Genomic DNA, 22,341 nt, shown 5'->3' with positions numbered 1-22,341 from the left:
CGGGCGGTTTTTATTTTCCATCTCATGGGATAAAGGACCGAGCCTATAATTTGAGCAGACTCGATCACTGAAGGCCTTATGAAGATTTCTCGCCGCGCATTTATTCAAAACACTTTGGGAGCCCTAGCTCTGCCATCCCTTTACCCATTTAGCAGCTTTGCTGAGGGAGATAACTGGAAGTGCTATGAGATCACCACTGAGTTGAGCATTGATGCCCCTAATCAGCCTGTCCAGGCTTGGATACCTTTGCCCTTAAGTAAAGATACAGATTACTTTAAGACCATCTCTATTGCAACGGATGGTGATGCAAAACAGGCGAGTGTGTTTAAAACCCCAACAGGCGATACTCGCATGCTGTGGGGCCAGTGGGATGCCTCAAGCAGTAGCCGCAATTTAGTCAGCACATTTTTAATTGCCACTCGTGAACGCAATACCCTCTCTAGACAATTTAATCAGGCCTTGATCTTGAGTAAAGAAGAGCATGCTTACTGGACTCACGCCACAGAGTTTTTGCCAACCGATGGAATCGTTAAAGAAAAAGTCAATCAGATTCTCAAGCCGCTTCCTAAAAACGCGAGTGACATTGAAAAAGCAAAGGCGATATATAACTGGGTGGTTGAGAACACCTATCGCGATCCTGCCACTAAAGGCTGCGGAGTGGGTGATGTCAAGCTCATGCTAGAAACGAATAATCTTGGTGGGAAGTGTGCTGACATTAATGCTGTTTATGTCGCCCTTGCTAGATCTGCAGGCATCCCTGCAAGAGATGTATACGGTATTCGGGTGGATGATTCTGCAAGAGGCTATAAAAGCCTAGGCAGATCTGCAGACATTAGTAAGGCGCAACATTGTCGTGCCGAGTTCTTTGCTAAAGGCTTTGGTTGGGTGGCGGTAGATCCTGCTGACGTACGTAAGGTGATTCTCGAGGAGCCAGGAAATCTTACTTTGAATGACCCTAAGGTGATTGCAATACGTGATTATTTGTTTGGTAATTGGGAAATGAATTGGATGCCTTATAACTATGGTCATGACATTGCTTTGCCAGGATCCAAATTAGGCGGCAAGGGAAAGATTCCTTTTTTAATGTATCCCCAAGGGGAAACTAAAGAGGGCCGCTTAGATTCTTTAGATCCAGTCAATTTCAAATACAAAATCACCAGCAAGCGCATTGACTAGTTCATGCTAAATATCAGAAATGCGCTGGTGCGTTATTGTGCGCTTGTGTTTCTGGCGATCCCCGCTTACGCCCATGCGGAATGGGCTCCGGTTTCTGGCTTGGGGCTAAAAGTACCTCTTTCCCTAGAGCTGAATAATCTTGCAGGCCAAACAATTAGTCTTCGGCAATACAAAGGGAAGGTAGTTCTCGTGAACTTTTGGGCGAGCTGGTGTGAGCCCTGTAAAGAAGAGTTTAGTGAACTCATCTATCTGCAAGAAAAATATGAATCCCAAGGCTTAGTAGTGCTAGCAGTGAATCTTGCTGAATCCAGGCCGCGGATTAAAACGTTTCTTCAATCAAACTTATTTTCAGAAGCCGCATTGCCTATTGTTTTAGATAACAGCAGTCTGACCTATCGTGCTTGGAAAGTGAGGGGCATTCCAACTACTTATCTGGTCGATCGTCAGGGGATTGCGCAGGCCTACTGGATGGGGCCAATTGATGCAGAAGATGGTAGTTTTCTGAAATTGCTTCATCAGGTCTTGAAGTAGACCTCTAAACCATGTTCCAAATTGGGGCGTCCATTCCCCCCTTGCTGCACACTAAAAGACGGCATTACGGGCCAAAAAGTCGATATTAGAATGCTCGGAAACCCTGATGGGGACTGATTTAGAAGCATTTTGGTGATAAAAAAATATTTAACATTTATGTGATTTCCTGATTGTTTTAGTCTAAATAAGCACATACAATAATTTCGTCACTAGACAAAATGGCTATTAAAAATCCCCACATTAAATTGCATACTCTCCAGGAGACAAAATGAATAAAGCAGAATTAGTAGAAAAAATTGCAAACGATGCAGATATCTCTAAAGCAACAGCAGATCGCGTATTGAGCGCAACCATTGAGCAAATCATCAAAGCAGTTACTAAAGGTGATGATGTTCAATTAATCGGTTTTGGAACATTTAAATCAGGCAAGCGCGCAGCCCGTGTTGGTCGTAATCCTGCCACTGGCGCAGAAATTAAGATCCCAGCTGCTAAAACAGCAAAGTTTTCTGCTGGTAAGGCATTTAAGGATGCAGTGAATAAACGCAAGTAATCTTCACTGATAAGAAAAGCCACCTTCGGGTGGTTTTTTCATGCGCTTTTCATATTGCCGCTAGACAATTGACTATGAGTAAAAAATCAAAAGCACTGCAGAGCTTAGCTGCATTGGCAGCCTTGGGGTTCGGCTTTGTATATGCGGCAGGACTTGGCGAGCTATTTGACGGGAAAAGCCCCACCAAAACAGGCGGCACCCAAGGTCCAGCAACTAGTAATCCTGTCCCAGGCGCTCAGGCAAAACCGCCATCCACTTTAAAGCCAGTACCTAATCAGAATCCCCCAGCAAAACCTCAAGCTGAAGATCAAAATTCCAAAAAATAAAACAAAGCTCTAATCTAAGAGATTTGTTTTATTGCTTCGTTGTTTAATAAAGTCAATGCCATATTTAATGATGGCAATAAAGAGTATTGAGCCCACCATGTCTCCGGTGAACATCGCAATGAAATGGTCTGCTCCACCAGAGTCCAATCCGCGCGTAATAAACCAAAGTTGATGCAGCCCCGAACTTAAAAAAGAATAAGCCGTAATGCTGCCTAACAATTGTTGAACGCTGATGTTGCTTAGATCAGGCGACACTTTAAGATTGTGTATCACAAAGTGTCGGCCGAGCAGAGGCGCTAGGCCACAAATGATGCTAATACCCAGATTGGTCGCTAGGTCAGCTTGATAAAAGCCAATGTAGTTAATGAGCAGGGCGGCTAACATTAAACCAGCAGCCCCAGCGTAATCAAAAATGAGAGCCAAAAAGATTCTCAGGCCAGCGGGAATGAAAATCCAGTTAACCCCTTGTGCGTCTTCAATTGAAGCGGTGATGTACCCGTTGAAATAGAAGAAACCCATGTATAAGGCGGCGCTTAGAAGACACTCTAATAGGCTGCGTATTGAGGGCTTGAGAAAATTCATCAAAATATTATAAGTAAATAGTGGTCCAGCAAATCTCATCCAGACTTAGAATGCATCATGCCGGTTCAATTTCTACGGGCCCTCACTAGTCCGCATCGATCCATGCGCTCAGATTTTCATCTGGGTGTTTACATGGCATTTGTCGCTGGCGCAGTGAATGCCGGCGGGTTTTTGGCGATTGCACGTTATACATCCCATATGAGTGGCATCGTTGCTGGAATTGGGGATGATCTCGCCTTAAGTAGGCTATTGCCAGTTTTGGGAGGGCTTGCGCTTCTGGTGGCATTTGTATTGGGTGCAATGACAACGGCAATCATTGTGAGCTGGGGCCGTAGACAAGCCATTCATAGTCAATTCGCACTCCCGCTTTTAGTGGAGGCATTCTTATTGCTGATATTTGGATTTGTAGGGGATCATCTCAGCTTTTATGTGCCTCTCACAGTCCCTGCAATTGCCTTATTGCTGTGTTTTGTGATGGGATTGCAAAATGCTATTGTGACCAAAGCGTCTTCAGCAGAAATTCGCACTACCCATATGACAGGGGTAATCACGGATATAGGAATTGAGCTTGGTAAGTTACTTTATTGGAATAAGTCTCAAGCAGCTAATCAACAATATTTTGTTGAAGCCAACCGTAACAGACTCAAAATGCATCTTGCCCTCTTTTTAATGTTTCTGTTGGGTGGCATTATTGGGGCAATGAGTTTTAAAAAGTTTGGTTTCATTGCAGTTGTACCGCTTTCTCTGTCGCTAATGATCATTGCGGCATTGCAGGTTTTGCAAGATATCAAAAATATATTGAGAAGATTAAAAGAAAAGAAAGTTTCTGATGACAGCAATCGCTAAACCTCAATCAAAGTTATCTACCGTTATTCGGGTGACGAGCGGTAACTTTATTGAAATGTATGATTTTTTCTTATTCGGCTTCTATGCCACTTATATTTCAAAAGCTTTCTTTCCCGCAGCCAGTGAATACGCCTCATTAATGCTGACCTTCGCTACCTTTGGCGCCGGGTTTTTAATGCGACCGCTGGGCGCAATCTTTTTGGGTGGATATATCGACAGAATTGGTCGTCGCAAGGGTTTGGTGCTTACCCTCTCGATCATGGCTACGGGTACTGCCTTGGTTGCCTTCATCCCCTCATATGCCAGCATTGGTTTGCTTGCCCCTCTTTTGGTTTTGCTTGGCCGCTTGTTACAAGGTTTTTCTGCGGGAGTAGAGTTAGGCGGCGTTTCAGTTTATCTATCAGAGATGGCTACGCCTGGCCATAAGGGCCTTTACGTTAGCTGGCAATCTGCTAGTCAACAGGCAGCCATTATCTTCTCTGCAGCCTTGGGATATTTTTTGAATGAAACCATCAGCAAAGAAGTCATGTCAGATTGGGGCTGGCGCATCCCATTCTTTATTGGCTGCATGATTATTCCGGTTGTTTTTCAAATTCGTCGTTCTTTACAAGAGACCGAAGCATTCCTTGCTGAAAAACACCATCCTACTTTTAAAGAAATTTTGCAAACCCTAGCCATCAATTGGCAGATTGTATTTGCTGGCATGATGCTCATTGTGATGACTACGGTTTCGTTTTATCTCATCACGGTATATACGCCAACCTTTGGCAAGAGCGTAATGAAATTATCGATAGTGGATAGTTTATTAATCACCTTTTTTGTTGGGCTCTCGAATTTCATTTGGCTTCCTGTCATGGGCGCCTTATCGGATCGAATCGGTCGTTGGCCGATCATGGGCTTATTTTCTGGCTTAGCTCTATTTACGGCATATCCAGCACTCAGCTGGTTAGTTGCCAATCCAAGCTATGAACATATGCTTGCAGTCGAGCTCTGGCTCTCATTTTTATATGGCAGCTATAACGGTGCAACAGTTGCCGCCTTAACTGAAATTATTCCTGCGAGGATCAGAACCACAGGCTTCTCATTGGCCTATAGCTTGGCAACAGCATTATTTGGCGGCTTTACCCCTTTGGTGTCTACTTGGCTGATTGAGAGCACTGGTGACAAGGCATCCCCTGGTTACTGGATGGCGATGGCTGGTGGCATGGGCCTGCTCGCAACATTTTTGATTTATCGCGGCATTATCAAAGCGAAATAGGGAATGCCTAAGCCAATCATTGCGCAAAAGTCGCCATGTGCATTAGAGGTCGAGGCAGGGCAGATCTATTTTTGGTGTGCCTGTGGAAAAAGTAAGCGCCAGCCTTATTGTGATGGCTCACATACTGCATCAGGATTCAACCCTTTGCGGGTTGCAGAAGCTAAAACCAAAACGGTATACCTATGTGCTTGCAAACAGACCAGCACGCCACCGTATTGTGATGGCTCACACACCAAGCTCTAGCGAATTTATTTAAAGCGATACGCTAAGGCTACAAAGATGTTGTCTTGAAATGAACGGTTTAGGACAGGGCTATTGTTAATTCCGTTACCGAGCCATTTGCGCTTGCCATATAAATTAACGTACCAACTATCTACTACTGGAATTTCTACCATTAACCCTGCCATTAAATTGCTAGTGGCTGGTGCGGTATAAGCTGAGTAGCCGGTAGCAGTAGATTCTCCTGGAGTAATGCCATAGTAGTAGTTTGCATATTGGGAAGACTGCCTCTCAATACCCACCTGGGGATAAACAACGACATGCGCAAGCGTTTCTATCTCACCAAAATAAGAAAGCTCATAAAGGGCACCCTTTGATTTGCCAAAGTCATGATATGCATTGATAAAGAAAGCACCGATGGGCGTTTCTTGAAAAGTGCCCACACCTAATGGAATAGGATCACTACGATTGATTGAAGTTCCATTGATCGTAGATTTGACCGTATAAGTATCGAGATTAATTTTTCCACCAAGCTCGAAATAACCATAGCCCATCTTGAAAGTTTTAATACCAACTTCATCGATCCGAGCAAAGAAGCGCTCATAGTCAAAGAAGGCATAAGGGAGGGCTAAGGACTGAGTACCCTCGCTACCGATATGCAAATTAGACGTATACACTGCTGCACCAATGTCGCCCACAATGTGATCGGGTAAGCCATCGGGAACATCATCCATAGCAAAGCTAGGCAGAGCAATCGTTAAAAGAGCGGCAAATAAGATCGATTTCATGGGCAAATAATAAAAGATTATTGAGCGCTGATGCGTAGTTTGGGTTATTTTTTTGGTGAACTAACGTGATCTAAGGTTTCTTTGGCATACCACCCAATGCGCCCCTCTGGATCCATGCGTTGAACATCTTCTAAAGCGGTTCGCAAAAGCTCATTTTCTTCTTCAAGTTGGTAAACCCGATTACGCAGATTGCTCGCATCTAACCACGAGCCAATCGCGCTAATCAGGCGTGCAATCAGGTAGCTCCAGTTAGGCATGTTAATAGTATGCCAAACCTGGCTAATTCATGATTAAATCGAGCAATATCAAGTTCAAACCCGAAAGCACCCATGACAAAATCATCCTACTTCGCGCTCATTCTGTGTCTAGGTCTGGCTGCTTGTGCTGCAGAGTTCACAGATGGCTCTGACGCCAATCATGTGACATTCTTAAATAGCAATGACTCCTCCATGGCGGAGTTGACTAAAAAAGCACAGGCCTATTGCGAGCAATATGGAAAAGTAGCCACCTACAGAAACAGTGACACTGCATTAGTAGCAGTGTTCGACTGTAAATTACCTCGTTGAAGCTTAGCCGGCTAGGTCAGATTGAAAAATGAGACCGGCATGCTCCCGAAGAGCATGAAATTGAACAGCTTCCCAGCGCTGGCTAGCAACATCGAGCTCTGATTTATGGGTAGCCAGAAATACTGGCGCCCCTACAACATCTTCCGCCATGCGGTGAATATTTTCTTGAATGAATTTCTTTAAAGCGACTGCGTCATCAGAGCTTACCCAACGTGCCAGACTAAAGCGAGCTGGAAGGAGTCTAACCTCAGCGCCATATTCGGTTTGCAATCGGTGACTGACTACCTCAAACTGGAGTTGACCAAACGCCCCTAAGAGCATTGTTCCGCCTGACATTGGGCGGAAGACCTGAATGGCACCTTCTTCACCAAGTTGCATGAGTCCGGTTCGTAATTGTTTGGTGCGCAGGGGATCGGCAGATTCAACCATGCGAAAAATTTCTGGGGCAAAAAAAGGTAAGCCCGTAAATTGCAATTGCTCGCCTTCGGTAAGCGTGTCTCCTAGACGAAGTAGGCCATGATTTGGTAAGCCAATGATGTCACCAGGAAATGCCTCATCAAGAATATCGCGTCGCTGGGATAAAAAGGAGAGGGCATTATTGGTGCGCACCTCTTTGCCGTTGCGGCAGATCTTGAGCTTCATGCCGCGCTCAAAGTGACCAGAGCAAATTCGCAAGAAGGCAACGCGGTCGCGATGGGCGGGATCCATATTGGCCTGAATCTTGAATACCACTGCCGAGAATTTATTCTCAGCAGGACTTACTTCGCGTTGCAGTGCTTTACGAGATCCTGGCGCTGGTGCTAATTCAACCAGGGTGTTGAGAATTTCTCTAACACCGAAGTTATTAATTGCGGAACCAAAAAATACTGGCGACTGCCGTCCGGCCAAAAAGGCCTCACGATCAAAGGCTGGCATAGCATTCTGAATTAAATCAACTTCTGTAAGCGCTTCATCCAAGCTCGATCCGAGACGCTCTTTTAACTGCGCATCGTTCACATCAATGATGGTATGAGAGTCTTCGGTTACGCGATCTTCGCCTGCTTTGAACATGCGCATTTGTGAGTGAGCAATGTCGATCACGCCCGCAAAAGATTTACCCATACCGACGGGCCAAGTGAAGGGAACCACTTCAATTCCGAGGGCGGTCTCAATCTCGTCCATCAACTCCATCGGCGGCTTAACTTCCCGATCCATTTTATTGATGAAAGTAACAATTGGTGTATTGCGTGCGCGACAAACCTCGAGTAATCGCAAGGTCTGTGATTCAACACCATTGGCAGCATCAATTACCATCAGTGCAGAGTCAACCGCAGTTAACACTCGGTAAGTATCTTCAGAGAAATCTTGGTGGCCCGGCGTATCGAGCAAATTAATAATGCAATCGCGATATTCCATCTGCATCACAGAGCTCGCAACAGAGATGCCGCGCTGCTTTTCAATTTCCATCCAGTCTGAGGTGGCATGCCTACTGGCTTTTCTTGCCTTTACGCTACCCGCAATCTGAATCGCTCCAGCGTACAGAAGTAATTTTTCTGTAAGCGTCGTCTTGCCAGCGTCTGGGTGGGAGATGATTGCAAAACTGCGGCGACGAGATACCTCTGCGGCGGTATTGCTGGATGGATTCGTTTCGATGGTAAATCTGCGCTTATTCTGGGAATGACCCTGATTATAAGCGGGCACCCCTTGCTAGAACTGTTCTTCCGGCCGTAAAAAACGCCACTGTCCTGGTGGTAGTGGGCCCAAAGAAATTCGCCCCATGCGCACCCGCTTAAGACCTAATACTTTTAGCCCAACCATCTCACACATTCTTCGGATCTGGCGCTTGCGGCCTTCTCTTAAAACAAATCGCAATTGATCCTCGTTTTGCCAACTGACTTGGGCTGGCTTGAGGACAACGCCGTCTAGGCTGAGTCCATGTTTTAGAAGATCCAAATCGGCAAATGAGAGCTTGCCTTCTACTCTGACGAGATATTCTTTCTCTATAGGGCTGTTTTCCCCAATCAACAGCTTGGCAATTCGTCCATCTTGAGTCAGAACTAGCATGCCAGTAGAGTCAATATCAAGCCGGCCGGCAGGGGCTAAACCACGGGTATTGAATTTTGCGCTGCGGCCTTTATCCAAGGGGCTGGGAAAGTAATTCTCCGGCGTAATCAGCGATGCGGCTGGTTGATACTCTTGTTCATCATCAAAGTGAGAAATGTAGCCCACCGGTTTATTCAAAATGACGGTTACCCTAGAAGCCTGTTGTTTTTGGGCGCTGGATTGCAGCTCAATTTTTTGATGGCGAAAGGCTCGAACCCCGAGTTCATTGACAACTTCTCCATCTACCGTCACTAGACCTTGCTCAATGTAGGCATCGGCCTCACGTCGAGAGCATAGGCCTAGCTCTGAGAGCAGTTTTGAAACACGGATTTTTTCCTGATCTTCCATGCCCTCATTATCAAGCAGTAGCGATTTATGGGCAAAAGCGCCATAAAGCTATAAAATTCCGAAATTACGTAATATTTAAAAAACCTATTCTTATATAAAGCGAGACTAAATTGACCGCGACTCTCAAAAAACCCCCAATTTATAAAATTCTGTACTTTCAGGTGCTCGTAGCCGTTGCAATCGGTGTTTTCATGGGTCATTTTTACCCTGAAGCGGCCGTTGCTATGAAGCCCTTCGGAGATGCATTTATTAAGGGCATCAAGATGCTGATTGCCCCAATTATTTTCTGTACCGTCGTGCTGGGTATTGCGGGCATGGAAGATATGAAGAAGGTGGGCAAAACTGGCGGTTTAGCACTTCTTTACTTTGAAGTTGTGAGCTCTCTAGCCCTCATTATTGGCTTAGTTGTTGTTAATGTATTCCAACCAGGTTCTGGCATGAATATTGATCCTGCCTCGCTGGATACCAAAGGCATCGCAGCCTATACCGGCCCTGGAAAAATCGGTACCGTTGTCGACTTCTTAATGAATATCATTCCTAGCACTGCAATTGATGCATTTGCTAAGGGCGATATTTTGCAAGTGCTTTTCTTCGCCATCTTGTTTGGTTTTGCGTTACATAAGTTTGGCGGCCGCGGCACTTTAGTATTTGACTTAACAGAAAAGCTATCCCACGTTCTTTTCGACATCATCGGCATCATCATGAAGTTTGCCCCTGTTGGCGCTTTTGGTGCAATGGCTTTCACAATTGGTAAGTACGGGATTGTCTCTTTGTTCTCATTAGGCAAGCTCATGGGTAGTTTCTATATCACTTGCCTACTATTTGTCTTCATTGTGCTCGGTCTGATCGCACGCTTTAATGGCTTTAGCATTTTCAAGTTCGTGCGCTATATCAAAGAAGAGTTACTGATTGTTTTAGGCACCTCTTCTTCGGAGTCAGTCCTGCCACGAATGATTGAAAAAATGGAAGTCTTAGGCGCCAAGAAGAGTTGTGTCGGCTTGGTTATTCCTACTGGCTATTCCTTTAATTTAGACGGTACCTCGATTTATTTAACGATGGCAGCCATCTTTATCGCGCAGGCTACCAATACACAAATGACTCTGGTGCAAGAGATCACCTTGCTGTTGGTCCTACTTTTGACCTCTAAGGGCGCTGCTGGCGTTACAGGCAGCGGCTTCATTGTTTTGGCTGCAACTCTCTCTGCCGTAGGTAATGTGCCGGTAGAAGGCCTAGCCATCATTTTGGGTATTGATCGCTTCATGTCCGAAGCCCGTGCCTTAACTAATTTAGTTGGTAACGGTGTAGCAACAATCGTTGTCGCCAATTGGACTGGTGAGCTCGATCACAAGCGATTGAATGCAGTGCTCAATCGCGATAGCTGGATTGAAGCGCAAGAGCCTGAAGTTATTCTAGATCGTCAGCAGGATAAGATGAAGTAATGAGTGTGGTACTTAGCTTGGCGGAGCTAAGCTAAGTACGCACAATATGAACGCTGCAGGAAGCCTCTTCGACTATCTTTGTCATCGAGGTTCTCCAGGGCGTGACTTTATTGGGCAGTCTATGCGTTGCACCAATTAAGATTAATGATGCATCATTGTCCTTGGCGAATTCCACAATTCTGCTAGCAGGGTCAAGCGCCTCCAATACATGATAAGAAATTCTTTCTGGAGGAAGCTTCAGTGGCTTAGCCCATTCCATCAGCTGGACTAAGTGCCCTCGCACAATTCCGCTGGCTGTTTCGCTTTCCTGATTCCCTTCATAGGTTGGCGTACTTGCAATGGTGCTCACACAAATTAAACGACCCTCTGAGTAAGCTTGCAATAAATTTTTAGCGGCGACTTGCATCTTCAGTTGAAGTGCTGCATCAGATTGGCGTGTATCAATCGCAGCAATCATGAGGGGTGAATCTTGGTTGCCAGCGCTAGGAAGGGGGCTTGGTGAGGGCTCGTAACCAGCGGCCTGAAACCAGCGAGTGAGGTTTTCCCAAAAGCTTGGTGGCTCAACTCGATCAGCGCGCTCAGTGAGCTTAAGAGACTCATGATCTAACAAAATTTGTCGCAAGCGTGCGGCACTTTGAATTCGACTGGCTGCACGAGGTTCTAGACAGCGAAGAATCACTTCTTGAAGCCAGCGTGGAATTTCTTTGCGAATCCCGCGTGGTGGAAATGGCTCAGCCCATAAACGTTTTCGAAGTCCGCCCATGGTTTGAGGGTTGCCAAATGGCAGCTCTCCAGTAAGCAGTTCATACATGATGACGCCAATCGAAAAGATATCGCTGCGATAGTCTTCACGGATACCCACGATTTGCTCTGGTGAGACGTAGGGCGCAGACCCAACACCTTTTCGCATTTCTTCTGCAAGTAGATCTGGAAAACGGGCATGGTGCGATAGGCCAAAATCAATCAGAGTGAGCTTGCCATGTTCATCAAGCAAAATATTTTCTGGCTTGATATCCAGATGAATTGCATCTTGCGAGTGAAGTGATTGAACTGCTTGGGCTAGGTCAGCGCCAATCTGAATCACCTCTTCAATACTAAATTTTTTTCCTTCTTTGATGAAGTCTTCCAGGGGCCTACCATTCACTCTTTCCATGGCGATATACGGTTGGGTCGCCATACTGCCAGCCCCCAAATATTTAGGAACGTAGGGGCTGTTGAGGGCGCGCAAAATAGTAAGCTCAGTCTCAAATCCAATTAAGCTTTCAACCGGCTGATCTTTGCCAACCCGAGGAATCTTCAGAAGAATTGGAACATCAATGCCTGCTTTTGTAGCCGAGAAGAGGCTGGCCATACCGCCACGATGAACTTCTTTTCCCAACAAGAAGCCATCAACAACCTTGCCCTCTTGAAAAATATCATCGACCGCTTCGATATCTGAGGAAAGTGGCATAGCTTATTTGCCTGTCAGCAGACGATTTGCAAGCTCTTCAGGGAGGCCTGCCCGCCTGACTTTTTCTGCTGCTGTGAAGTGATCGTAAGGCGTGCGATGAAAGGTGAGCGACTGAGAGTCAGGCTCAAATACAGCAAAGCATGCTGCTGGATTGCCATCACGAGGCTGCCCTAAAGAGCCAACCACGCTGACCCACTTGCGATGATTCATGACCGGCACATCATCGCCTGGATGCGGTGCAAAACGAATCAGTTTACCCACGGCACTTTGATAGAAGAGTGCTTGCTCATGAGCATGGCCAACAAAGGTATAAGGCTTGCCAGAACTTTGTGCACATTGCCAGGCACTCATACTGTCGGTGACGTAATTCCAGGCTTCAGGATGATGTGCGGAGGCATGGGTATAGCAAATTTGTTCTTCATGAATGATCAATGGCAAGTCTTTCAAAAACTGCACTTGAGCGGAATTGAGTTGGGTTTTGGTCCACTCAATCGCAGCGTTAGCATTGATATTCATTTGCTGTGTGTAGTCTTTAAAGATGGCTTCATCATGATTGCCGCGGACTGCGATCGCTTGCTTAGCATCTATCAGTGCAGCAATTCTATCGATTAAAGCGCTGGGATCGGCGTTATATCCAACCAGATCGCCCAGAAAAGCCATGCGTGTGACACCCAGCTCTTTAGCTCTGGCCATGCAGGCTTCAAAGGCTTCTAAATTACTATGGAGATCGGCAAAAAGCCCAATACGTTCGCTCATCCTTGAATGATAGGATAAAAGTAGCGGCAACTAAAGACTTGCTTGCTGCCTTGCGTCTTAATAAGGGCTGGCCTCTTGATTGGGGCGATTTTTAAAGCGCTTATGGACCCAGTAATACTCCGCAGGTCTGAGCCGAATTTCTTTTTCAAAGATTTGGTTTAATCGAGCCGTATCAGCCTCGGGATCATCGCTGGGGAAGTTTTCTAGAGGTTTACTGATCGAGCAGATGTAGCCGGAGCCATCTTCTTTGAGGGTGGTGATCATGGTGCAGACATCAGCCCCCGTAATTTTGGCGAGGCGCGACACTGCGGTAATCGTATTGGTTTGAATATTAAAGAAGGGTACAAAAGTAGAGTCTTTAATCCCCAAATCAATATCGGGGGCAATGATAATAAAACTACCTTTACGAATCTCGCGAATCAATTCCATCGAGTTGCCTTGTCGGTCAATCGAATTGCCACCAAAGCGATTGCGCCATTCAATAATTTTTTGATTGAAGAAGGGGCTCTTCATTTTCTGAAAGAATCCGGAAGTGCGGGGCCAATCATGGGTTTTGGAAAGAGCACTCAATACAATGCTGCCCTCTATGCCGGTGAAGTGCATGTTTACCAAGATACGCGGTTTACGACTGGCAAGGTTTACTTCGGATTGCACTTCAATCATGTCGCTCACTTGTTTAGCGCTACCGAGCCAAATGATACTTTTCTCCACTAGGCTGCGGCCGAGGAGGCGCCAATGTTTTCGACTTAACTGATTTATTTCATTAGGGCTTAACTCGGGGAAACACAAACTCAAGTTGGTCTTCACCACACGATTGCGCTCACTTGGTAGCAAGGCGGCAATGCTACCGAGCAGATATCCAAGATTGACGAGCAGCCTGTAGGGGAGAATTGAAAGAAGCTTTAAAAAACCAACTGCAAGCTGATTTGAAAGATTTTTCAGCAACTAGCTAGACTCATTCTCATAACGCAGCAGAGTTTTTTCGTAACGCACTTTCATTTCCTCTGGAGAGCTAATTGACATTCCTAAATCATTTACTAAGCCAGTCTCTAGGCGGTACGTCCAACCATGAACAGTGAGGTCTTGACCCCTTAACCATGCATCTTTGACGATGGTTGTCTCGCAAACATTGATCACTTGTTCAATGACATTGAGCTCGCATAAACGGTCTTGGCGTTTTGGCGTAGGCAGTACTTCACCTAAATAACGTTCGTGTTTTTGGTGAACGTCTTTAACATGACGCAACCAATTGTCCGCTAGACCAACACGGCGATCACTCAATGCGGCGTGGACGCCGGCGCAGCCATAATGACCAACAACGAGAATATGTTTTACTTTTAGCAAGTCAATGGCAAACTGAATCACCGATAAGCAATTTAAGTCGGTGTGTACAACGACATTGGCTACATTGCGATGAACAAAGAGTTCGCCAGGTAGTAGATCAACAATTTCATTGGCAGGAACGCGGCTGTCAGCACAGCCAATCCAAAGATACTCAGGGGCTTGCTGAGAGACCAGGCGCTTAAAAAATTCAGGATCTTCTTTCACCATCGCCTCGGCCCAGGCGCGATTATTGGCAAAAAGACTGTTTAGGGATTCAGAGTTTTTGATTGGCATAATTCAAGTTTAAAGTACTTTGATGACGCCGACTTGGATTAAACAAACCCCCACTGGGATTGTGCTTAGTATTTATTGCCAGCCTGGAGCTAAGCTCACGAAGGTAGTGGGGCTTTTTGATACTTGCTTGAAAATCTCGTTACAAGCTCCAGCGGCTGAAAACCAAGCCAATGAAATGCTGCTAGCTTGGCTGTCCAAACAATTAAAAATTCCTCAAAAGCAAATTCAGTTTATTTCTGGTCAGAACAGTCGAAAAAAGCGGATTGAAATTTGGGGCTCTATCACCCCTGAGCAGATTACCCAAGCCCTAATGCCCAAGTAATGTTTAGGACTTACTCACCAAAATAGGGCCCACAAAATACCCAGAATTAACACCCATTTGCCGATGTAATAAACCGGTCGATGTTTGGCTTTAAGCTGCTTTGCCAAACTTCTCAGATGGTAGAAATACTTGAAAAGGACATTTACAAAGCCAACTTTTTCACCCTCAACATTCTGCGAGGATGCCGCACTCATGACGTACTTGCCAAACAAGCGATTAAAGATGCGCATGAACGGGGTATATAAAGGCCTTTCAACATCACAGAACAAGACGATACGCTGATGATCGGTTTGATTGGCCGCAAAGTGAATAAAGGTTTCATCGAACATGACCGCCTCCCCCTCTTTCCAGTAGTAGGATTGACCATCTACGTCAATAAAGCACTTAGGGTCATTGGGCGTTACTAAGCCCAAGTGATAGCGTAAGGAGCCTGCATAGGGGTCGCGATGGCGCACTAAAGTAGCGCCCGGGGGGAGAGAAGCAAACATCGCTGCCTTAATCGAGGGAATCGATTTCAGTAACGCCAGGGTTTTTGGGCACGCCGCAATAGCGGAAGGCATTTCTTTGCCATACCAACAGAGATGAAAGCGCTTCCAGCCCGTTCGGAAAAAAGAGTTGAAGCCAAGATCGTTATAGCCAGTTGCTGCAGCAATGGCCCCATCGGCATTTAAAGAAAGTGCTTCTTGCCGAATGGTTTCCCAATGCTCTTTGAGGGGCGCTAAGTCTGGAAACTGGTCCACTGGAATATAGGCTGTGGGCTTAATCTTTGAAAAAAGATAGAGCATGCAATTGATTGGGGCCAGTAGCACCTGGTAATCCATTAGAGAGCGGACAAGTCCAAAACGGACTTTGCCCCGAAAATAAACGTAGAGCGCAGAGACCACAAAAATTAAAAAGATGATGTGACGTGTTTGCATGAGATTGGGCTGATTTATATGGATTTATTCATTTTAAGTTGCCTAATCTAAACTATTCATCTATTTCTTCATTGAGTATGCTCAAATTGGGGTTTATTAGAACTGGCAAAGGAAATGGCAAATGAATCGATTTCTGAAATGGCTCTTAAGCCTTGTTTTAATTGGGTTTGTAGGCCTTTTTGCCTACACTTGGGCAATGCTCAATTGGTCCTACGCAACTGGGGAGAGGGCCGGTTATGTCCAGAAATTCTCCAAAAAAGGCTTCATTTGCAAAACCTGGGAGGGGGAGCTCGCAATGGTATCGATGCCAGGAACAATCGCTGAAAAATTCTTCTTTACGGTGCGCGATGATGCAGTCGCCCAAAAATTGAATGCTAATCTTGGCAATAAAGTGGTTGTGAAGTATGAGCAACACATCGGTTTGCCAACCAGCTGTTTTGGCGAAACAGAATATTTTGTTTCTGGTGTGGAAGCTGTTCAAGAGTAAAAACTATTTCGCTTTCACTTTAATTTTGTAATTTTTTGTGGTTAAAATCACCTGAGCGCAATCTGCGCCGACATCAATATTAATAAGGAGCTTCACTTGAATAAAGCAGAACTAATCGCAGCGATTGCTGACGATGCTGAGATCTCAAAAGCCAAGGCTGAATTTGCATTAAATTCCGCTATTGAGCACATCATTAAAGCTGTTACTAAGGCTGATTCAGTTCAGTTGATTGGTTTCGGTACTTTCTCATCTGGCAAACGTGCTGCACGTATGGGACGTAATCCAAAAACTGGTGAGCCACTCAAAATTGCTGCTGCTAAGACTGTTAAGTTCTCTGCTGGCAAAGCATTTAAAGATTCTGTAAATAAGCGTAAGAAGTAATTTGCACTTATGTGAAAAAAGCCCGGTTCTCCGGGCTTTTTTATTATCTACTGACCCTGTTAGGGCTTAGCTCTGGACTAAGCGGCGATGTCGATGAATGCTCATCAGGATGCCTGCCCCAAATCCAAGCGTCACTAAGGCTGTACCGCCATAGCTAATAAAGGGAAGTGGTACACCAACTACTGGCAATAAACCGCTGACCATGCCAATGTTGACAAAGGCATAGGTAAAGAAAATCATTGTTACTGAGGCCCCAAGTAATCTCGTAAATAGATTGGGCGCCCCCGCAGAAATTGCCAACCCTCTTTTAATGAGGGCGAAGAAAAGAGCCAACAGGATTAAGTTACCGACTAAACCAAATTCTTCAGAGAAGACGGCAAATACAAAGTCAGTATGTTTCTCGGGAATAAATTCCAGATGAGCCTGGGTGCCCTGAAACCAACCTTTGCCAAGGAGTCCTCCGGAGCCAATCGCAATCATCGATTGAATCGTATGAAATCCTTTGCCCAAGGGGTCGCTGCTAGGATCAAGCAAAGTACAAATGCGATGTTTTTGATAGTCATGTACAAATGGCCATGTAATATCTGGAGCGCAAATCGTATTGCCGAAAATAACGATCAAGACGATTCCAAAAAAGCCTACACCTATAAATGGCAGAATCCATTTCCAAGGGAGTCCTGCCAAAATAATCACATACATTCCAGCAGCAAAAACTAAGAGCGCAGTGCCTAAGTCGGGTTGACGGGCAATCAAAAAAACAGGGATCGCTAAGATCGCTCCGGCAATCCCATAATCCCAACCCTTTTGAATACCCTCTCTTTTTTGAAAGTACCAAGCGAGCATCAGTGGCATTGCAATTTTCATAATTTCTGAGGGCTGAATGACTACGCCAATATTGAGCCAGCGCCTTGCACCCTTTTTAATTAAGCCAAAGGCGGCTACTGCGACTAGGAGCGCAACTCCTAGGCCATATATCCAAACTGCTGCTAGTTCTAGCCATTTTGGTGGAATGCGTGAAACGATCCACATCACTACAAATGACAGTGCAAGATTTCGCAATTCATCTTCAATGCTGACAGGCGTTCCTTGGCTGGCTGAGAGGAATGTACAAAAACCCATGATTGCCAGACAAAGCAATATCAAACCTAGACGTTGATCTAGCCCTGAAGAAAATCTTAATAAGAGGGACCGAATTTTTTTTAAGGGGCTCTTTTCCATTCGGGAATCTCTTTAGGCCATTTGCCATCTATGTAGTAATCCAGTGCTTTACGTGCAATTGGTGCGGCATATTGTGCGCCAAAGCCGGCATTTTCTACCACCATTGCAATCACGATAGTGGGCTTATCAGCTGGGGCAAAAGCAATAAACAAAGCATGATCTCTCAAGAATTCAGCGGTAGCGCCATGTTTATATTCTTTCGAATTTAAGCTAAATACCTGTGCTGTACCCGTTTTGCCGCCAGCTACATAGTCTGCCCCCTGAAAGGCTGCTGCAGAGGTGCCTGAGCGATTTACTTCAATCATGGCATTTTTAATCACTGCAATATTTTCTGGATTGAGATCAATGCGGTAGCTCTCCTTTGGCGTTGTGAGCTCGCGACGACGAGTAAAGGGATCTTCAATCGCCTTTACAAGGTGAGGTTTCATAACCACCCCATTATTAGCCATATTGGCCATCGCATGGGCTAATTGCAGAATCGTGAAGGCGTTGTATCCCTGACCAATGCCTAAGGAAATCGTTTCACCTTCGTACCATTTTTGTTGCTCAGGTTTTTTGAAGGTATTTTTTTTCCAATCCGTAGACGGTAAAACACCTTTCGCTTCACCCTCTAAATCGATTCCAGTGATTTGGCCAAAGCCAAACGGTTTCATAAACGTCGCAATCATATCTACACCCATATCGCGTGCAAGCATGTAGTAGTAGGTGTCACAAGATTCAACAATCGACTTTTGCATGTCTACCGTACCGTGACCACCCTTTTTGTCATCGCGAAAGGTATGGTTACCAAAATCAAAATAGCCTGGATCAAAAATAGTTTGAGAAGGTGTGCGTTTTTTATTCTCTAGTGCCGCCAACGCCATGAAAGGCTTGTAAGTCGATCCGGGCGGATAAATTCCTTTTAAGGGGCGGTTATAGAGGGGTTTGGATGGAGAGTCATTGAGCTCTTTCCAAGTGACTGCATCAATACCTTCAACAAAGTCATTTGGGTTGAAGTTGGGCTTTGAAACAAAGGCTAAGATATCCCCAGTTTGGGGTTCAATCGCTACAAATGCACCACGAAAATTTCCATACAGCTGTTCAACCAAGTATTGCAACTTGATATCCACGGATAGGACAATATTTTTGCCCGGGATAGAGGGCGAGCTTGATAAGGTTCTTACTGGCCTACCACCGGCGGTAATTTCCACTTGATCGTAACCGGGAACCCCGCGCAAAACGCTTTCATATTTTTGTTCTAAGCCAATCTTCCCAACATATTGAATGCCGGGCAAGAAAGAAGTCTGTAGTGCATCGGGATCATCTGCTTTTGCATCACCGATCTCTGCTTGCATCCGCTCCTTATCTTTTTGCGAGACGCGCCCAATGTATCCAATTAAATGTGAGGCTAATTCGTTGTAGGGGTACTCACGAAAACTGCGAGCCCGAATATCTACTCCAGGAAAGCGATAGCGGTTTGCCATAAAGCGAGCTGTTTCAGTTTCATTAAGCATCGATCGCAAGGGAAAGGTGCCCATATTGCGCGAGTCTTCCAGCGAGCGCTTAAAGTTGCGACGATCGCGCGGAGAAATTTGTATGACTTCCGATAGCTGATTAATCAACTCATCAATATTGCCTTTAACTTCTTCGGCATTAACCTCGAGTGTTAGTGCAGAGTAGTTTCGGCCAATCACAATTCCTGAACGATCAATCAGAAGACCGCGATTAGCTGGAGCGGGTACCAATGCAATGCGATTATTTTCAGCAAGCAGCGAGTATCTACCGTGTTGAATCAGCTGCAGCCAAACTAGTCGAACACCCAGCAACGCAAAACAAACTGTAACGAACAAAGTCGCAATGTGAATGCGCTTTTGAAATGAATCGAGATTGGGTTTTTTGAAAGAAACCATGCAGCTTCTTAAAGTGGCCGAGTGTGATCTATGTCTATCGGTCTGCGCTGAGGTGCGAGCAGAATACGTGTTGCGAGCGGCCACAGCAGGGCCTCAATAAAGGCTTGAATTGCACCAGTAAGTGCCCACCAAATGATTTCTCCGCTCAAGATCCAATGCATGATCAAAGGAAATAACGCTACTAGTAAAAAGATCGGCAAGAGATGGAGCGCTTGAGATGCCACACTCAGGGCTACGATCCGCTTTTGCCAAGCAATTGCGATATAAGCGACTAGTGCATAACTAAAGGCATGTAAGCCTAGCAAATCCGAGTTGTGGACATCCATGAGAAGGCCGAAAATAAATGCCCAGGTCACACCGATATAACGGTGTTGATGGATATTCCAGAAAATAATACAAACGATTAGCCAGTCAGGCACCCATCCATAATTGCCAATCGGAAGTAGGTTGAGTAACAGGGCACAAAACAAGCTAAAGTAAATAAATACCGGATTAACCGGCCGCAGAATGTATCCGCTTTCAAGATCGATCATGGCATCCCCCTGGAGCGGGTTTGGCGACGCCCTGGTGCGGTGTTCGTCGTTGCTGCATTTCCACCAAACTTACTATTGAGATTAGGCGCCTTAGCATCCCACTGAGGGTCGTAAAGGAAGGCTAGTGCCTGACGGTAGCGATTAACAGCAGCTATGGGCACACAAAATACATTCGATGAGTTCTTCTCGGTATTGCGCTCGATACGGCTAATGACAGCAACGGCAAACCCCGGAGGGTAGACGCCGTCAATGCCCGAAGTGATTAAGATGTCACCCACCTCCAAATCACTGGCAACAGGGAGGTAACGAAGTTCTAGTGGATTGCCGCGACCAGCACCAAAAACAGCAGCGCGTAAGCCATTGCGAGCCACTTGGACTGGCACCGCAAAGTCGCGGTCCTCTAGGAGCGAAACTTCAGCTGAGTGATCATATAAGCGCACTACTTGACCCAGTATGCCGGCATCATTTGCAATTGGATTGCCGAGCTTCAATCCATCGTCACTTCCACGATTAATTACTACGCGTTGAGAAATCGGATTGGGTGGATTAAAGAGAATTTCTACGGGGAGTGTTTTGAACGCAAGCTGCTTTTGTAAATCCATGAGCTGGCGAAGATTTTGATTCTCAATCAATAAAAACTCAGATTGATTTGCCAGCAACGCAAGCTCAGCTTGACGTGCTTTGAAAACTTGATTTTCTTGCTCTAGCGTACCGCGCGTAGTGAAGTAATCGGTGCTGGCTTGATACACATTGCGGGGCGTGAGCATGATGTATTCAAGGGGACGCAAAACCCAATTCACATTATTGCGAATCGGATCCAGCGTCTTGAATCGATAGTCAATCAGCATCAGTGCAATGCTGATTGAAAGACAGACGATCAATTTGACTAAGGCCGGAATGCCTTGTCTAAAAAGAGGTGGAGCGCTATATTGCAATGCCCTGATCGATGTGAGAAGTGTTTACTCTTGCGAGAATACTCCGCCTAGCTTGTCCATGCGCTCTAGAGCAATACCAGAGCCACGCGCTACGCAGGTCAAAGGATCTTCCGCAACATGAATGGGCAGCCCTGTCTCTTCAAGCAACAGGCGATCAAGGTCACGCAATAGTGCACCACCACCTGTCAACATCATGCCGCGTTCGGCAATGTCCGATGCCAACTCAGGAGGAGTTTGCTCGAGCGCTGCTTTAACTGCGGTCACAATTTGATTGAGTGGATCGGTCAATGCTTCCAGGATTTCATTGCTGGTAACAGTAAAGCTGCGAGGAATACCTTCTGAAAGATTGCGACCCTTGACTTCCATCTCACGCACTTCAGTGCCAGGGAATGCAGAGCCAACCGTCTTTTTAATCAGCTCAGCAGTTTGCTCGCCGATCAACATGCCGTAGTTGCGGCGAATGTAGTTGGTAATGGCTTCATCAAACTTGTCACCACCAACACGAACCGAGCCTTTGTAAACCATGCCACCCAAAGACATCACGCCAACTTCAGTGGTGCCGCCACCAATATCCACCACCATTGAACCCGCTGCTTCCGAAACTGGCAAGCCTGCACCAATCGCTGCAGCCATAGGTTCTTCAATTAAGAAGACTTGTGAGGCACCGGCGCCGAGAGCCGATTCGCGAATAGCACGACGCTCAACTTGAGTAGATCCACAAGGAACGCAAATAATGATGCGAGGACTAGGCTTGAGAAGCTTGCTCTCATGAACCATTTTGATAAATTGCTTGAGCATTTGCTCTGTGATTGTGAAATCGGCGATCACGCCATCTTTCATTGGGCGAATGGCCTCAATATTGCCGGGAACGCGGCCCAGCATGGCCTTAGCCTCTTTTCCTACTGCCAAAATGGTCTTTTTGCCATTTGGGCCACCCTCTTGGCGGATTGCCACAACGGAGGGCTCATCCAGCACAATACCCCGCTCACGCATATAAATTAAGGTGTTGGCGGTACCCAGGTCGATGGCTAGGTCATTGGCAAAGTAGTTACGGAAAAAACCAAACATGATGTAGTGGGAAAATAAGAAGTGTTAATAAATATATAGGAATGATACTCTAGCGCC

The 22,341-nt window shown here is 45.8% G+C and carries 27 protein-coding genes; 12 read left to right on the top strand and 15 right to left on the bottom strand.

Features of this window, described 5'->3' with window-relative positions; translation table 11 throughout:
• Positions 1-78 precede the first annotated feature (78 nt).
• The 4 genes from ICU98_RS08665 to ICU98_RS08650 all read left to right on the top strand — a co-directional run bounded on the left by ICU98_RS08665 (position 79) and on the right by ICU98_RS08650 (position 2,583).
• Positions 79-1,176 (top strand): transglutaminase family protein, encoded by a 1,098-nt coding sequence (locus ICU98_RS08665; protein WP_215352140.1) that lies wholly within the window; start codon positions 79-81, stop codon positions 1,174-1,176.
• 3 nt (positions 1,177-1,179) lie between these two features.
• Positions 1,180-1,707 (top strand): TlpA disulfide reductase family protein, encoded by a 528-nt coding sequence (locus ICU98_RS08660; protein WP_215352139.1) that lies wholly within the window; start codon positions 1,180-1,182, stop codon positions 1,705-1,707.
• A gap of 268 nt (positions 1,708-1,975) precedes the next feature.
• Positions 1,976-2,257: an HU family DNA-binding protein gene (locus ICU98_RS08655; protein WP_112205669.1), complete on the top strand. Its 282-nt coding sequence runs from the start codon at positions 1,976-1,978 to the stop codon at positions 2,255-2,257.
• 74 nt (positions 2,258-2,331) lie between these two features.
• Positions 2,332-2,583 (top strand): hypothetical protein, encoded by a 252-nt coding sequence (locus ICU98_RS08650; protein WP_215352138.1) that lies wholly within the window; start codon positions 2,332-2,334, stop codon positions 2,581-2,583.
• A gap of 9 nt (positions 2,584-2,592) precedes the next feature.
• Here ICU98_RS08650 and ICU98_RS08645 read toward each other — a convergent pair whose 3' ends face one another.
• The gene (locus tag ICU98_RS08645; protein WP_251365343.1) at positions 2,593-3,165 is read right to left on the bottom strand and encodes a hypothetical protein; all 573 of its coding nucleotides are present in this window, start codon (positions 3,163-3,165) and stop codon (positions 2,593-2,595) included.
• Between the two features lie 57 nt (positions 3,166-3,222).
• Here ICU98_RS08645 and ICU98_RS08640 point away from each other — a divergent pair, with 57 nt between their 5' ends.
• Genes ICU98_RS08640 through ICU98_RS08630 form a run of 3 tightly spaced genes read left to right on the top strand, consistent with a single transcriptional unit; the run spans position 3,223 to position 5,512 of the window.
• Positions 3,223-4,011 carry a YoaK family protein gene (locus ICU98_RS08640; protein ID WP_215352137.1) on the top strand — a complete coding sequence of 263 codons (789 nt, stop codon included), beginning with the start codon at positions 3,223-3,225 and terminating at the stop codon, positions 4,009-4,011.
• Positions 3,995-5,269, top strand: a complete 1,275-nt coding sequence (locus ICU98_RS08635; RefSeq protein WP_215336570.1) for an MFS transporter — start codon at positions 3,995-3,997, stop codon at positions 5,267-5,269. The genes ICU98_RS08640 and ICU98_RS08635 overlap by 17 nt, the downstream gene beginning before the upstream one ends.
• Positions 5,270-5,272: 3 nt before the next feature.
• Positions 5,273-5,512: a CDGSH iron-sulfur domain-containing protein gene (locus tag ICU98_RS08630; protein WP_215352136.1), complete on the top strand. Its 240-nt coding sequence runs from the start codon at positions 5,273-5,275 to the stop codon at positions 5,510-5,512.
• A 5-nt stretch (positions 5,513-5,517) separates the two neighbouring features.
• On the opposite strand, the gene ICU98_RS08625 is transcribed toward ICU98_RS08630, so the two are convergent.
• Entirely contained in the window at positions 5,518-6,276 is a 759-nt protein-coding gene (locus ICU98_RS08625; RefSeq protein ID WP_215336568.1) for a MipA/OmpV family protein, read from the bottom strand.
• Positions 6,277-6,320: 44 nt separating this feature from the next.
• The gene (locus ICU98_RS08620; RefSeq protein WP_215336567.1) at positions 6,321-6,533 is read right to left on the bottom strand and encodes a hypothetical protein; all 213 of its coding nucleotides are present in this window, start codon (positions 6,531-6,533) and stop codon (positions 6,321-6,323) included.
• Positions 6,534-6,605: 72 nt separating this feature from the next.
• On the opposite strand from ICU98_RS08620, the gene ICU98_RS08615 reads away from it, so the two are divergent.
• A complete protein-coding gene (locus ICU98_RS08615; protein WP_215352135.1) occupies positions 6,606-6,842 on the top strand; it encodes a hypothetical protein in 237 nt (78 codons plus the stop codon).
• A gap of 3 nt (positions 6,843-6,845) precedes the next feature.
• Here the strand turns inward: ICU98_RS08615 and ICU98_RS08610 are convergent, their stop codons facing one another.
• Positions 6,846-8,474: a peptide chain release factor 3 gene (locus tag ICU98_RS08610; protein ID WP_215353272.1), complete on the bottom strand. Its 1,629-nt coding sequence runs from the start codon at positions 8,472-8,474 to the stop codon at positions 6,846-6,848.
• A 54-nt stretch (positions 8,475-8,528) separates the two neighbouring features.
• Positions 8,529-9,272 (bottom strand): pseudouridine synthase, encoded by a 744-nt coding sequence (locus ICU98_RS08605; RefSeq protein WP_215352134.1) that lies wholly within the window; start codon positions 9,270-9,272, stop codon positions 8,529-8,531.
• Positions 9,273-9,382: 110 nt separating this feature from the next.
• Between ICU98_RS08605 and ICU98_RS08600 the strand changes: the two genes are divergently transcribed.
• Positions 9,383-10,711: a dicarboxylate/amino acid:cation symporter gene (locus tag ICU98_RS08600; protein WP_215352133.1), complete on the top strand. Its 1,329-nt coding sequence runs from the start codon at positions 9,383-9,385 to the stop codon at positions 10,709-10,711.
• Between the two features lie 31 nt (positions 10,712-10,742).
• Here ICU98_RS08600 and ICU98_RS08595 read toward each other — a convergent pair whose 3' ends face one another.
• Genes ICU98_RS08595 through can form a run of 4 tightly spaced genes read right to left on the bottom strand, consistent with a single transcriptional unit; the run spans position 10,743 to position 14,534 of the window.
• Positions 10,743-12,161: a bifunctional serine/threonine-protein kinase/universal stress protein gene (locus ICU98_RS08595; protein WP_215352132.1), complete on the bottom strand. Its 1,419-nt coding sequence runs from the start codon at positions 12,159-12,161 to the stop codon at positions 10,743-10,745.
• Between the two features lie 3 nt (positions 12,162-12,164).
• The gene (locus tag ICU98_RS08590) at positions 12,165-12,917 is read right to left on the bottom strand and encodes a metallophosphoesterase (RefSeq protein ID WP_215352131.1); all 753 of its coding nucleotides are present in this window, start codon (positions 12,915-12,917) and stop codon (positions 12,165-12,167) included.
• 57 nt (positions 12,918-12,974) lie between these two features.
• Positions 12,975-13,862, bottom strand: a complete 888-nt coding sequence (locus ICU98_RS08585; protein ID WP_215352130.1) for a lipid A biosynthesis acyltransferase — start codon at positions 13,860-13,862, stop codon at positions 12,975-12,977.
• Complete coding sequence (can, locus tag ICU98_RS08580; RefSeq protein WP_215336556.1) at positions 13,863-14,534, bottom strand: carbonate dehydratase; 672 nt, start codon at positions 14,532-14,534, stop codon at positions 13,863-13,865. It lies immediately after the preceding gene.
• Between the two features lie 22 nt (positions 14,535-14,556).
• On the opposite strand from can, the gene ICU98_RS08575 reads away from it, so the two are divergent.
• Positions 14,557-14,856 carry a DUF167 domain-containing protein gene (locus ICU98_RS08575; protein ID WP_215352129.1) on the top strand — a complete coding sequence of 100 codons (300 nt, stop codon included), beginning with the start codon at positions 14,557-14,559 and terminating at the stop codon, positions 14,854-14,856.
• Positions 14,857-14,870: 14 nt separating this feature from the next.
• Here the strand turns inward: ICU98_RS08575 and ICU98_RS08570 are convergent, their stop codons facing one another.
• Positions 14,871-15,773, bottom strand: a complete 903-nt coding sequence (locus ICU98_RS08570) for an aspartyl/asparaginyl beta-hydroxylase domain-containing protein (RefSeq protein ID WP_215352127.1) — start codon at positions 15,771-15,773, stop codon at positions 14,871-14,873.
• Positions 15,774-15,894: 121 nt separating this feature from the next.
• Here ICU98_RS08570 and ICU98_RS08565 point away from each other — a divergent pair, with 121 nt between their 5' ends.
• Entirely contained in the window at positions 15,895-16,260 is a 366-nt protein-coding gene (locus ICU98_RS08565) for a hypothetical protein (protein ID WP_215352126.1), read from the top strand.
• 96 nt (positions 16,261-16,356) lie between these two features.
• Positions 16,357-16,641 carry an HU family DNA-binding protein gene (locus ICU98_RS08560; RefSeq protein WP_161951824.1) on the top strand — a complete coding sequence of 95 codons (285 nt, stop codon included), beginning with the start codon at positions 16,357-16,359 and terminating at the stop codon, positions 16,639-16,641.
• A gap of 66 nt (positions 16,642-16,707) precedes the next feature.
• On the opposite strand, the gene rodA is transcribed toward ICU98_RS08560, so the two are convergent.
• Genes rodA through ICU98_RS08535 form a run of 5 tightly spaced genes read right to left on the bottom strand, consistent with a single transcriptional unit; the run spans position 16,708 to position 22,284 of the window.
• A complete protein-coding gene (gene rodA / locus ICU98_RS08555; protein ID WP_215352125.1) occupies positions 16,708-17,859 on the bottom strand; it encodes a rod shape-determining protein RodA in 1,152 nt (383 codons plus the stop codon).
• A complete protein-coding gene (mrdA, locus tag ICU98_RS08550) occupies positions 17,841-19,748 on the bottom strand; it encodes a penicillin-binding protein 2 (RefSeq protein ID WP_215352124.1) in 1,908 nt (635 codons plus the stop codon). The genes rodA and mrdA overlap by 19 nt, the downstream gene beginning before the upstream one ends.
• An 8-nt stretch (positions 19,749-19,756) precedes the next feature.
• Positions 19,757-20,281, bottom strand: coding sequence for a rod shape-determining protein MreD (gene mreD / locus ICU98_RS08545; RefSeq protein WP_215352123.1), 525 nt, complete (start codon positions 20,279-20,281; stop codon positions 19,757-19,759).
• Entirely contained in the window at positions 20,278-21,216 is a 939-nt protein-coding gene (mreC, locus tag ICU98_RS08540; RefSeq protein ID WP_215336543.1) for a rod shape-determining protein MreC, read from the bottom strand. The genes mreD and mreC overlap by 4 nt, the downstream gene beginning before the upstream one ends.
• Positions 21,217-21,240: 24 nt before the next feature.
• Positions 21,241-22,284, bottom strand: a complete 1,044-nt coding sequence (locus ICU98_RS08535) for a rod shape-determining protein (protein ID WP_215336541.1) — start codon at positions 22,282-22,284, stop codon at positions 21,241-21,243.
• Positions 22,285-22,341: the final 57 nt, after the last annotated feature.

The organism is Polynucleobacter sp. MWH-P3-07-1, assembly GCF_018687555.1.
Taxonomy (GTDB): domain Bacteria; phylum Pseudomonadota; class Gammaproteobacteria; order Burkholderiales; family Burkholderiaceae; genus Polynucleobacter.
This window is presented reverse-complemented; position numbering and strand designations above follow the sequence as displayed.

Excerpts from the sequence above, each read along its gene's own strand:
- ICU98_RS08665 (WP_215352140.1), top strand. The coding sequence starts at position 79 with ATGAAGATTTCTCGCCGCGCATTTATTCAAAACACTTTGGGAGCCCTA.
- ICU98_RS08660 (WP_215352139.1), top strand. The coding sequence starts at position 1,180 with ATGCTAAATATCAGAAATGCGCTGGTGCGTTATTGTGCGCTTGTGTTT.
- ICU98_RS08655 (WP_112205669.1), top strand. The coding sequence starts at position 1,976 with ATGAATAAAGCAGAATTAGTAGAAAAAATTGCAAACGATGCAGATATC.
- ICU98_RS08650 (WP_215352138.1), top strand. The coding sequence starts at position 2,332 with ATGAGTAAAAAATCAAAAGCACTGCAGAGCTTAGCTGCATTGGCAGCC.
- ICU98_RS08645 (WP_251365343.1), bottom strand. The coding sequence starts at position 3,165 with ATGAATTTTCTCAAGCCCTCAATACGCAGCCTATTAGAGTGTCTTCTA.
- ICU98_RS08640 (WP_215352137.1), top strand. The coding sequence starts at position 3,223 with ATGCCGGTTCAATTTCTACGGGCCCTCACTAGTCCGCATCGATCCATG.
- ICU98_RS08635 (WP_215336570.1), top strand. The coding sequence starts at position 3,995 with ATGACAGCAATCGCTAAACCTCAATCAAAGTTATCTACCGTTATTCGG.
- ICU98_RS08630 (WP_215352136.1), top strand. The coding sequence starts at position 5,273 with ATGCCTAAGCCAATCATTGCGCAAAAGTCGCCATGTGCATTAGAGGTC.
- ICU98_RS08625 (WP_215336568.1), bottom strand. The coding sequence starts at position 6,276 with ATGAAATCGATCTTATTTGCCGCTCTTTTAACGATTGCTCTGCCTAGC.
- ICU98_RS08620 (WP_215336567.1), bottom strand. The coding sequence starts at position 6,533 with ATGCCTAACTGGAGCTACCTGATTGCACGCCTGATTAGCGCGATTGGC.
- ICU98_RS08615 (WP_215352135.1), top strand. The coding sequence starts at position 6,606 with ATGACAAAATCATCCTACTTCGCGCTCATTCTGTGTCTAGGTCTGGCT.
- ICU98_RS08605 (WP_215352134.1), bottom strand. The coding sequence starts at position 9,272 with ATGGAAGATCAGGAAAAAATCCGTGTTTCAAAACTGCTCTCAGAGCTA.
- ICU98_RS08595 (WP_215352132.1), bottom strand. The coding sequence starts at position 12,161 with ATGCCACTTTCCTCAGATATCGAAGCGGTCGATGATATTTTTCAAGAG.
- ICU98_RS08590 (WP_215352131.1), bottom strand. The coding sequence starts at position 12,917 with ATGAGCGAACGTATTGGGCTTTTTGCCGATCTCCATAGTAATTTAGAA.
- can (WP_215336556.1), bottom strand. The coding sequence starts at position 14,534 with ATGCCAATCAAAAACTCTGAATCCCTAAACAGTCTTTTTGCCAATAAT.
- ICU98_RS08575 (WP_215352129.1), top strand. The coding sequence starts at position 14,557 with ATGACGCCGACTTGGATTAAACAAACCCCCACTGGGATTGTGCTTAGT.
- ICU98_RS08570 (WP_215352127.1), bottom strand. The coding sequence starts at position 15,773 with ATGCAAACACGTCACATCATCTTTTTAATTTTTGTGGTCTCTGCGCTC.
- ICU98_RS08565 (WP_215352126.1), top strand. The coding sequence starts at position 15,895 with ATGAATCGATTTCTGAAATGGCTCTTAAGCCTTGTTTTAATTGGGTTT.
- rodA (WP_215352125.1), bottom strand. The coding sequence starts at position 17,859 with ATGGAAAAGAGCCCCTTAAAAAAAATTCGGTCCCTCTTATTAAGATTT.
- mrdA (WP_215352124.1), bottom strand. The coding sequence starts at position 19,748 with ATGGTTTCTTTCAAAAAACCCAATCTCGATTCATTTCAAAAGCGCATT.
- mreD (WP_215352123.1), bottom strand. The coding sequence starts at position 20,281 with ATGATCGATCTTGAAAGCGGATACATTCTGCGGCCGGTTAATCCGGTA.
- ICU98_RS08535 (WP_215336541.1), bottom strand. The coding sequence starts at position 22,284 with ATGTTTGGTTTTTTCCGTAACTACTTTGCCAATGACCTAGCCATCGAC.